Origin of the sequence: Myxococcus sp. AB025B, from assembly GCF_006518215.1 — a bacterium.
Taxonomy (GTDB): Bacteria; Myxococcota; Myxococcia; order Myxococcales; family Myxococcaceae; genus Myxococcus; species Myxococcus fulvus.
This window is the reverse complement of the sequence record NZ_SRLW01000351.1, coordinates 1-9,672: the sequence shown is the minus strand read 5'-3', so window position 1 is coordinate 9,672 and position 9,672 is coordinate 1. Positions and strand designations below refer to the sequence as shown.

Here is a 9,672-nt window from a genome sequence, read left to right as displayed (position 1 = left end):
CGGCCGACGCGCCCGCCCTCCGCCCGCGCCTCCCCACGGGACCATGCCGGGGAGGAATGGGGACGTCACGTTGCCTTCCGGACGCTTGGAAAGGAGTCCGACATGAAGACCTTCGTGCGTATCGCGGGATGTGTGGGGGCGCTGTGGGGATGCGCCGTGGCGGCCCAGGAGGACTTCCGCCCCAGCGCGGAGCGGGCCCAGGGCTATGTGGAGCCTTCGCGGGAGGACGAGCCGCGCCGGCAGAAGGAGTCCCGGCGCGCCGACACCGGGCTGTACGCGCAGCTGGGCGGCGGCGCGGAGGGCTACACCGGGCAGCTGGCGCCCCGCATGGAGGCGGGGTTCGCCTACGGGGCCGCGGTGGGCTACCGGCCCATCCCCTTCATGGCGGTGGAGCTCGGCTTCAACGGCAGCGTCAATGACGTGGACATCGACGGCAACGGCCGCGGCGGCAGCCTGGGCAGCGGCCCGGACGTGGTGCGCAGCGGAGGCCAGGCGCTCGTCGTCGGCAACTTCACCGAAACCCGGCTGCAGCCCTACGCGGTGACGGGCCTGGGCATCGACGACTACAACATCCGCCACGACGCGCAGGGCCGCCTCTTCGGCTTCGAGGACGACACCAGCGGCTACGTGCCCGCGGGCCTGGGCCTGCGCTACCAGGTCAACAAGCTCATCACCGCCGACGCGCGCGTCAGCTACAACTTCCTCTTCGACCAGGGCTTCGCCCCCACCTCCGCGACGCCCAACGCCCTGGACGGCCGCTACATGGGGACGCTGCAGATTGGCGGCACCTATTAGGGGATGAGCGCGAGGCGTCCGGGCCGCGAGGTTCCGGACGCCTCGGGTGGAGCCCGAGCCCCGCGCCGTCAGCCCTCGCTCACGCGGGCCGGTCGATGCCCAGCTTCGCCGCGGCCCAGGTGCCCTGGAGCCACCGGGGGAGCTGGCCCTCGACCTTGCCCGCCTCCTGCTCGGTGAGCTGGGCCCGCAGCGCCGCGAAGACGCCGTGCAGCACCAGCCGCACGTTCTCCGGCTCGGCGTTCAGGTGGTTGGCCACCTGCAGGTAGAAGTCGTCCCGGTCCACCTTGCCGCCCTCCCGCGCATGATGCGGGCACGCATCCAGCATTCCCCGCACGTCCTCCGGGAGCTGCTCGCGCAGCTGCCGCATCAGCCCGTCGGACAAGAGCTCCGACAGGCCGCAGAGCACCGCCTCCGCCGCGCGCTCGGCCTCGAAGTCCGGAAGCTGCGCGGACACCGCCGCCAGGAAGGACTTCCGGTCCGTCCCCACCCCCAGCCCCGACCACGACTGCGTCGTCTCCTGCTTCTGCATCGACATGCGCGTCTCCTCTCTCGCGCCTTCACCGTGGGGGCGCGAGCGCTGTCCGGCAGCAGACAAAGGGACTGCGTCCCGGCCGCACGCTCCGCGCGGGGCACGAGCGTTCGTGCATTCCCAATCATGGGAATCCTGTCCGCTCCTGGGACGTCCAACCATCCCAGGGACGGGCACCATGTCTGTCTTTGATTCGAGCGATGAAGAAGACTCATCGAACCGCACGCCGGGTCGCACCGCCCGTCGACGGGGCGTTCGAAAGCGCACGGACTTCCGTGCGATTTGGAGAAAACCCGGCACCTCGCGTGCGAGCGAAATGGATGGAATGAAATGTCGTCGCAATTGTAATGGGCGCGCGACGTAGGTCGTCTGTGCGGCGACCGAGCCGCCTTCTCCTTCCCCCATGAATTGAGGAAAAAATGTATCGCATCGCCGTTGCCGCCTTGATGCTCGCCGCCACTGGTTGTGCCACCACGGGAGGCGGCGGGAGCCGCGAGGGCAACGCCAACGTCGCCGGGGTCATCAAGCTGCCGGAGACCGGGCTGGCCCAGGCGGGCAACCCGTGTGACCAGCTGCGCGTGGTGGTCGCTCACGCGAGCACGCCCACCGACGGCCTGGGTCACGGCATGGTGAAGTCCAGCCGCGGCAACCGCTGCTCCTTCACGGTGTCCGGCATCCCCAGCAACACGGAGCTGCAGATCAGCGCGGTGGCCGAGTCGGGCCTGAAGTGCGACAACGGCTCCGCGCCCAGCATCTCCCCGGAGCCGTCCACGCTGAAGCTGAGCAACTACGCCACCGGCACGCGCGACTTCACCGTGAGCTGCGGCTCCTGAAGTCACCGTCGTTCGCCGTTCCCTGCCCTCTCCGCCCCGGTGTCGGGAGCGGAGCGGGCAGGTAGGCTCCAGGTCGTCCAGGAATTCCGGATTGATTCGCGCACCGAGGGGCGCGAAGCTTCTGGGAGACCGCCCGTGGAGCGGCGCGAGGTACCGGAGTAGGCCGGGCCGCGACGGATGGTGAAGAAGGACGACCCGGTGATGATTTCAAGAAGCTGGCGCACCGCCCTGCTCGCCCTGAGTCTGGGTGGGATGGGGCTGGCGTGTGAGTCCGAGGAACCCTTCCCCACGCTGGACGAGCTGGACCAGCTGCGCAGCCTGCACTCGCTGTCGAGCCACCCGCGCCTGGACGCCACCAACCGCGTGGACGGGCTGGAGGCGGCGCGCACGCTGGGCAACGAGCTGTTCCGGGACCCGGGGCTGTCGCGCTGCGGCTCGGTGTCGTGTGAGAGCTGCCACACCGGCGAGGGCCGCACGGTGGAGACGCCGACGGCGGAGGGCTGCGGCGGCCAGCGCACGGAGAGAAACCCGCCCACCGTGCTGAACGTGCGGCACAACCGCTGGTTCATGTGGGACGGCCGGGCGGACTCGCTCTGGTCGCAGGCGATTCTCCCACTGACGAACCCGGTGGAGATGGACTCGGACGCGGAGGTGGTACGCGCCCGGCTGCAGGCCCAGGACTCGTACCGCTCGCGCTACGTGGAGCTGTTCGGCGCGGACCCGGGCGCGGAGCCCGGCCCGGAGCTGCTGGCCAACGTGGGCAAGGTGCTGGCGGCGTACGAGCGGGACCTGATGCGGGTGGAGGCGCCCTTCGACGTGGACGTGCGGCGCTTCCTGGCGGCGGTGGACGCGGGCACCGCGGAGAGCGACCCGGCGTACCTGGGCCTGAAGACCTTCGTGCGCAAGGGCCAGTGCATCGTGTGCCACAAGGGCCCGTCGCTGACGGACGAGCTGTTCCACAACGTGGGCCTTCAGGACAAGGGGCCGGGCGCGGGGGGACAGTGGGCGGTGCTGCAGTCGCTGCTGGACTGGGAGTTCAACGCGGCGGGGCGCTACAGCGATGACCGCAGCGGCGCGGACGCGCGGCGGCTCGCCACGCTGCGCACGCAGGCGAAGCAGGAGGAGCTGGAGGGCGCGTTCCGCACGCCGTCGCTGCGCAACGTGGCGTTGACGGCGCCGTACATGCACACCGGCGCGCAGGCCACGCTGGAGGAGGTCGTCGACTTCTACAACGAGGGCGGCGACCCGGACGGCACCTTCACGGGCAAGCGCACGGTGTCCATCGTCGCGCTGGACCTGACGGACGCGGAGAAGCGCGCGCTGGTGGAGCTGCTCAAGTCGCTGACCGGCACGCCGCGCTGAAGAAGCCAGGGCCCTCGCGCGCGCGGTTCGCACGAGAGCCCGCCCCGGTGACGCGGGCCTTCAGCGCACCAGGTGGAAGTCCGTCTGACGCTTCCAGGCCCAGTGCACGCGGCCCTCGGCGTCGATGGTGATGTCCTCTTCCTGGGCGGAGCGCACGCGCTGGCCGTTCCACTCGGGGACGGCGCTCGTGGCCTGCAGCTCGATGGAGTACCACATGTTCGGCATGACCTTGTGGTCACCGTTGCCGGGCACGCCCTCCTGACGGTCCCACAGGCCCACCATCGCGCCGGCGCCGTGGCCGTGCAGACCGATGGGGTGCGAGTAGATGGTGCCGTCGATGCCCTCGCTCGTCATGCGCTGCCGGGCGCGCTGGAGGACCTCGTTGCCGGTGCGGCCGGGGACCAGCTCCTCGAAGACGATGTCCTGCAGGCGGTTGGACGTCTTGAGCGCGGCCTTGAGGCCCTGGGGCACGTCCGTCTCGCCCTCGCGCAGCACGTAGCCCATGTGCTGGGTGTCGGTGTTGAGGCGCAGGGCGGTGACGCCGTAGTCGCAGTGGAGCACGTCGCCGCGCTGGATGACGGGGTCGTCACCCAGCTGCTCGTCGGTGACGCCCTGGCGCTGCACGTCGACGGAGGGCTGGAACCAGGTCTCCAGGCCCAGGTCGGCCAGGCGCTGGCGCATCCACCACTCCACGTCCTTCACGCGGGTGGTGCCGGGGGTGATGACCTGGTTGGAGAAGGCGGTCTCGATGATGTTCCAGGCGAGCTTCGTCTGGTCCTCGTAGAAGCGCGCCTCATCGGGGATGCGCCAGGCGAGCAGGTCCACGGGCAGGCCGCCGGCGGGCTTGAAGCGCTGGACCCAGTCGGGGCCGAGCGCCTCGGCCATGCCCTCGTACTCGCCATGGGAGAGGCCGTCCGCGAAGGCGAAGGTGCGCGAGATGTCGAGCGCGATGCTCTTGGGCTGCCGCTCCTCGAGCACCTGCTTGAGGACGAGCCACTGGTCGGGGCCCCACAGCTCCGCCTGGCGCAGGCCCTGGCCGCCGTGGCTGACCTGCTGCTGCGCGCGGCGCGGCACGTAGACACCGCCCTGGGGGCCACCGCCGAGCGCCAGGCGCTCCACGCCCTTCTCGGGACCGCGGTCATGGAACACGTAGATGGTGCGGCGACGGGCGGCGAACGTCGTGGGGGACACGAGCGCCTTGAAGACGGGGTCCTCGTTGTACTCGCGCATGGGGACGACCCACAGCTCGACGCCGTACTTGCGCATGAGCTGGGGCAGGGCCGTGTCCATGCGCTCGCGCAGCCAGGCCTGTTGCCGCTCGGCCTGCTCGCGCAGCGTGCCGAAGGGGCGCTCGGGCGTGGAGGGCTTCACCGTCGCGGCGGGGGCATCCGGGGACTGCGAGGAGACGGAGGCGCATGCGGTGGAGAGCATGAGCGGTGCGAGGAGGCGGAGGCGGGTTCGCATGGGCGCGCAGTGTGGCACGCAGGGCCGGGGCCGTCTCGCGTCGGCGCGTCCGGGGCTTCGTGGGTTGCGAGGCTTTCCGTGCGGGAGTGCTCACGCAGTCGCACGTGGGCACGGCTCAGGGTGCGAGCGCTGGCGCACCGAGGCAGGCTTGACGCTCGGCGCCACAGGCCGCGTCGATGCGCGCGGTGTCGGGCGGGCGCTGACAGTCGCTGTCGAGCGCGGCGGTGAGCTCCTCGGTGCGGATGCGCATGCACTGGACGCAGCCGGACCTGGCGCCCTCGGCGCCCTCCAGCGTGGGCTCCACTTGCAGGTAGCTGTCGCGGACCTGGGCGACACAGGGCTCCTGCTCCAGCGTGGAGCCCGCGCAGGTGCGCGCGTGGGAGCACTGCGCGGTGGCCGAACGTTCGGCCCACTCGTCGTAGGTGAGCGTGGGGACGCCGTCACCACCGCAGCCGAGCAGTCCCAGTCCCACGACGATTCCGACGAGCCACCCGCGCATGCGGCGCATTCCAGCCGGAATCGTCCACGGCTGTCACCTGCGCTCGACACGGGAGCACGCGGGACACGTCCGTGCCACCGTCCGTCACCGTCGCGTGAGGCCCTCCGCGTGACACGGAGGCGCGTCACAGCGGTCCACGAAGCAAGGCGCGCACTGCAACTCCCCGCCGCAGCCATCCGGCACCGCGCCACACGCGCCCACTCGAGCCTCACACGTCACGGGCACGCAGCCCCCGGGCAGATACCGCTCGCCCGAGCCGAGCATGCCCGCCATCTCGTTCGCGCCCCCCACGAGCAACACCGCGCCATCCGACAGCAGCAGCGCGTGCGAGAACCTCCGAGGCTCATCGAGCGCCGGCGCCGAGAACCACTGGCCCGTCATCGGGTTGAAGCGCTCCACGGACGTGAGCGCGCCCGTGGTGAAGTGCTCGCCGCCGAGCACCAGCACCATCCCCTCCTTCGTCACCACCGCGGCGTGGTGCTCGCGAGGCACGGACGGCGCGGCCACCAGCGTCCACAGGCCCGTCATCGGGTCATACAGCTCCGCCGTGCTCGAGGCGCGCGCCGTGGCGCCGCCGACCACGAGCACCCGTCCATCCGGCAGCGCCGTCACGGAGTGGCCCACGCGATGAGTCCCCGCCGCGCCCCCCGTCAGTCCCGCCTTCTCCCAGCGCCCCGTGGCCACGTCGTAGAGCTCCGCCTGGAGCCCGCTCGCGAAGAGCACCTTGCCCTGCCCGAGCACCACCGCCGTCCCCGCGCCTCCTCGCACGAAGCCCGGGGGCGTCGCGGGCACCCACGTGCCCGTCTCCGGCTGGAACAACTCCGCCGAGCGCAGCGGCCGACGGTCCGCGTCCGTGCCGCCCGCGACCAGCACGCGGCCATCCGGCAGCAGCACCACGGCCGGGTCATTGCGCGGCTCGGACATCGGCGCCACCACCGTCCACTGTCCCGTGGTCGGCGCGTACACCTCCGCGTCCGCCAGCGCGCTCGGCGCGGCGACCTGGGCACCGCCCACCACCAGCACCCGACCATCCAACAGGCGCACCGCCGCGTGGTTGCGACGCGACCTGTTCAGCGCGCCCGTCGCGCGCCAAAGCCCCGTCTCCGGCTCGAACACCTCGCAGCTCGCGAGCGTGCGCTGACCATCATGCCCACCCGCGGCCAGCACGCGGCCATCCGCCAGCGTGACGAACGGCAACAGCTTGCGCGGCGTCAGCAGACGCAGCGGCACGGCGACGGCGTCCCGAGTGCCCTCCTCCGGACGCGGAGCGGCGCCGCACGAGAACACCAGCGCGCACAGCGCCACGCCCAGGAAGGATGTCGGAACACGTCGCATGGAGCCCACTCGCCTCGCAGGTCGAAGAGAGCCCGTGTAGCCTGACGGTCTGACATTCCAGGGATGTCCAACCTGAGTGATTCCGGACGCTTGACCCGCCTGAAGGGTCGGGCGTCAGCCTCTCGCGGAGGAGGTTCCGCGAGCCGCTCAGTGGCGCACGGAGTCGTCGTCCCCGAGGGCTGGCGTGTTCACCGGCTCGGCGTCCATGCCGCGGGAGCTTCGGGGTGGGAGCGCGCCGCCGTCGTCATCCACCTCGAGCTTCAACAGCGGATGGTCCGCGTTGGCGAGGTATACGTCGTCGGCGCTGACGTAGTCCACGTCGCGGAACTCCACGAGGTAGTCGCGGCGAGGCACGGGCACCAGGCCCTGCTCGAGCTCGAAGTGGATGTCACCGACCGCGGCGACGCGCCCCAGCTTGCGCCCATCCGCGGTCCTCACCGTCATTCCCTCACGCACTTCGCCGGACTGAATCATCGGACCTCCTCGCGGCCACACCGTGCCCTCGTCAGGGAGAACCTGCGGGCACCGGGTGGCCGATGACAGTCCGAGGGAGCAGGCGAGGAGGCGCTCGCGCCAGGGCTCACGGACCGAGGAGCGGCGAGGCGCCCCACGTCAGCCCAGGGCCTCGGGCTGCTTCGAGCACGGAAGGGCGAGCGCGCCCCTCGGACATTTCAAGGGGCGGCCAGGAGCGCAGGAGCCCCTCCCCGCGGTCTGCCCTGCCCGGGGGCATGTCGGGAGGAAGGACAGCGGCCGAGAGGTCGCCGTGGTCCGCGGCGGGCGGGCGGGCCCTGCCCGCATGAAGCGCAGGTGCCTACTTTCCGTCACGGGAGGTACGGCATGTTACTGGAGCTCTCCGCGGTAGAGGGACGCGAGCTGAAGCAGGCATTGGACACGGCGTTGCGTGAGCTGCTCGACGAGATTTCCCGGACGGACCAGCGGGCCTACCGCGACATGCTGCGCGAGCGGCATGACCGGCTGGAGCAGTTGAACCGTCGGTTGGAGATGTCGTTGGAGGGCAATCCCGTCTACGCCTGAGCGAGCGGAGCGCCAGGGCGGCGGCTCGCGGGCCATGCGCGCGAGTGACAGCGATTGGTCCTCGTGCGCGGAGGGGCGCACCTTCCTTGGGAAGGACCGAGGGAGGCCGCGCCATGATTCCGCAGAACATCCTCCAGTACCTGGAGCGTCACCAGATTCCCTTCGAGCGGAGACCGCACCTGCGAGCCATCACCGCGCAGGCGCTCGCGGAGTCGCTGCACGTCAGCGGCTTCCGGGTGGCCAAGTCGGTCATCCTCCGCTCGGAGGACTCGTTCTGGATTTGTGTCGTGGGAGCGCCGGACACGGTGGACGTGGACCGCGTCGCGGAGGTGACGGGCGCGAAGGGCTTGCGGCTCGCGGACGAGTCGGAGTTCGCCCACCTCTTCCCCGACTGCGAGGTGGGCGCGGAGCCACCGTTCGGCAGGCGGTATGGGTTGCCGGTGGTGGTGGACGGGCACCTGGGCGAGGCGGAGACGTTGCTGTTCCGCGCGGGCTCGCACGATGAAGCGCTGGAGCTGCGCTTCGCGGACTTCGTGGGCGTGGAGGCGCCGTACCTCGGCGCCATCGTCCATGACCGCCCGGGAGCGGCACGCAGGCTCCCATTCGACAGCGAGGCGCTCCAGCCCGACTACTGAGCGAGCGCGCGGCCCGTGCGCGCATCGAAGCGGCGCAGCCTGGACGCATCGAAGCGCAGCGCGACCTCCGCGCCTGACGCCGCGCGGAAGTCACCGGGTGCACGGGCCACCAGGTGCTCACCGCCCACGTCCACGGTCACCCAGCTCTCGGCGCCCATGGGTTCCACCAGGTACACGCGGCCCGTCAGCGCGCTGTCCGTCGATGGGGACGCCATCACCTCCAGGTGTTCCGGGCGCAGGCCCAGCACCACGTCCTCTCCGGCGAGTCCCAGGGTCCGGGGCTTGAGCTGGTTGATGCGCGGCGAGCCGAAGAAGCCCGCGACGAAGAGGTTCGCGGGGGCGTCATACAGCTCGCGCGGTGGAGCCACCTGCTGCACCTCGCCCTGGTTCATGACGACGACGCGGTCGGAGAGCGTCATGGCCTCTGCCTGGTCATGGGTGACGTAGATGAAGGTGGCCTGGAGTCGCTCGTGCAGCTTCTTGATTTCGCCGCGCATCTGCGTGCGCAGGGCGGCGTCGAGGTTGGAGAGGGGCTCGTCGAACAGGAAGACCTTGGGGCGGCGCACGAGGGCGCGGCCCAGGGCCACGCGTTGGCGCTGTCCACCGGACAGCTCCTTCGGGCGACGCGAGAGCAGGGCCTCCAGACCGAGCACCGCGGCGACCTCGCGCACGCGAGCATCGATGTCCGAGCGAGGAAGGCCAGCGACCTCCAACGGGAAGGCGAGGTTCCGAGCCACATCCAGGTGGGGATAGAGGGCGTAGCTCTGGAAGACCATGGCGATGTCCCGCTCCTTGGGGGACATGCCGTTCACGACATGGCCATCGATGCGCAGCGTTCCGGAGGACAACTCCTCCAGCCCGGCGATGAGGTTGAGGGTGGTGGACTTGCCACAGCCGGACGGGCCGACGAGTGACACGAACTCGCCGTCTGCGATGTGGAGCGTCACACCCTTCACGGCGGCCACGCCGCCCCGGTACACCTTGCGCACCTCCTCCAGGGACACAGTCGCCACGCGGCTAGGCCTCCCCGAGGCCCGAAGCCCGGGCCCATGTCGTCCAAGTCGAAGCTGTCGTCCGAGGGTGCATGACCCCGGAGCATCTCCACGACACCCCGCACGGCAAGCGCGATGTCATGGCGCCGTGCACCTGCTGACAGCCGGCCTCCACCCGCCCACCCCATCCCAC

Annotated in this window: 11 protein-coding genes; 5 read left to right on the top strand and 6 right to left on the bottom strand. The window is 70.9% G+C overall.

What is annotated here, in order from left to right; all coding sequences use genetic code 11:
- Positions 1-102 precede the first annotated feature (102 nt).
- A complete protein-coding gene (locus tag FL311_RS37190; protein ID WP_141332427.1) occupies positions 103-795 on the top strand; it encodes a hypothetical protein in 693 nt (230 codons plus the stop codon).
- 79 nt (positions 796-874) lie between these two features.
- Here FL311_RS37190 and FL311_RS37185 read toward each other — a convergent pair whose 3' ends face one another.
- On the bottom strand, positions 875-1,330 hold the full coding sequence (locus FL311_RS37185; protein WP_141332426.1) for a DUF2267 domain-containing protein: 456 nt from the start codon (positions 1,328-1,330) through the stop codon (positions 875-877).
- A gap of 413 nt (positions 1,331-1,743) precedes the next feature.
- Between FL311_RS37185 and FL311_RS37180 the strand changes: the two genes are divergently transcribed.
- Positions 1,744-2,157, top strand: coding sequence for a hypothetical protein (locus FL311_RS37180; protein WP_141332425.1), 414 nt, complete (start codon positions 1,744-1,746; stop codon positions 2,155-2,157).
- Positions 2,158-2,334: 177 nt separating this feature from the next.
- Positions 2,335-3,519: a cytochrome-c peroxidase gene (locus FL311_RS37175; protein ID WP_228557334.1), complete on the top strand. Its 1,185-nt coding sequence runs from the start codon at positions 2,335-2,337 to the stop codon at positions 3,517-3,519.
- 60 nt (positions 3,520-3,579) lie between these two features.
- Here FL311_RS37175 and FL311_RS37170 read toward each other — a convergent pair whose 3' ends face one another.
- The 4 genes from FL311_RS37170 to FL311_RS37155 form a co-directional block, all read right to left on the bottom strand.
- Positions 3,580-4,983, bottom strand: coding sequence for a M24 family metallopeptidase (locus FL311_RS37170; RefSeq protein WP_141332424.1), 1,404 nt, complete (start codon positions 4,981-4,983; stop codon positions 3,580-3,582).
- Between the two features lie 115 nt (positions 4,984-5,098).
- The gene (locus FL311_RS37165) at positions 5,099-5,482 is read right to left on the bottom strand and encodes a hypothetical protein (protein WP_141332423.1); all 384 of its coding nucleotides are present in this window, start codon (positions 5,480-5,482) and stop codon (positions 5,099-5,101) included.
- Between the two features lie 84 nt (positions 5,483-5,566).
- Positions 5,567-6,817: a kelch repeat-containing protein gene (locus tag FL311_RS37160; protein WP_141332422.1), complete on the bottom strand. Its 1,251-nt coding sequence runs from the start codon at positions 6,815-6,817 to the stop codon at positions 5,567-5,569.
- Between the two features lie 147 nt (positions 6,818-6,964).
- Complete coding sequence (locus FL311_RS37155; protein WP_141332421.1) at positions 6,965-7,291, bottom strand: DUF2171 domain-containing protein; 327 nt, start codon at positions 7,289-7,291, stop codon at positions 6,965-6,967.
- A gap of 363 nt (positions 7,292-7,654) precedes the next feature.
- Between FL311_RS37155 and FL311_RS37150 the strand changes: the two genes are divergently transcribed.
- Positions 7,655-7,852: a hypothetical protein gene (locus tag FL311_RS37150; protein ID WP_141332420.1), complete on the top strand. Its 198-nt coding sequence runs from the start codon at positions 7,655-7,657 to the stop codon at positions 7,850-7,852.
- Between the two features lie 113 nt (positions 7,853-7,965).
- Positions 7,966-8,487, top strand: coding sequence for an aminoacyl-tRNA deacylase (locus FL311_RS37145; protein ID WP_141332419.1), 522 nt, complete (start codon positions 7,966-7,968; stop codon positions 8,485-8,487).
- On the opposite strand, the gene FL311_RS37140 is transcribed toward FL311_RS37145, so the two are convergent.
- On the bottom strand, positions 8,481-9,500 hold the full coding sequence (locus FL311_RS37140) for an ABC transporter ATP-binding protein (protein WP_141332418.1): 1,020 nt from the start codon (positions 9,498-9,500) through the stop codon (positions 8,481-8,483). The two genes, FL311_RS37145 and FL311_RS37140, sit on opposite strands and share 7 nt — an antisense overlap.
- Positions 9,501-9,672 lie beyond the last annotated feature (172 nt).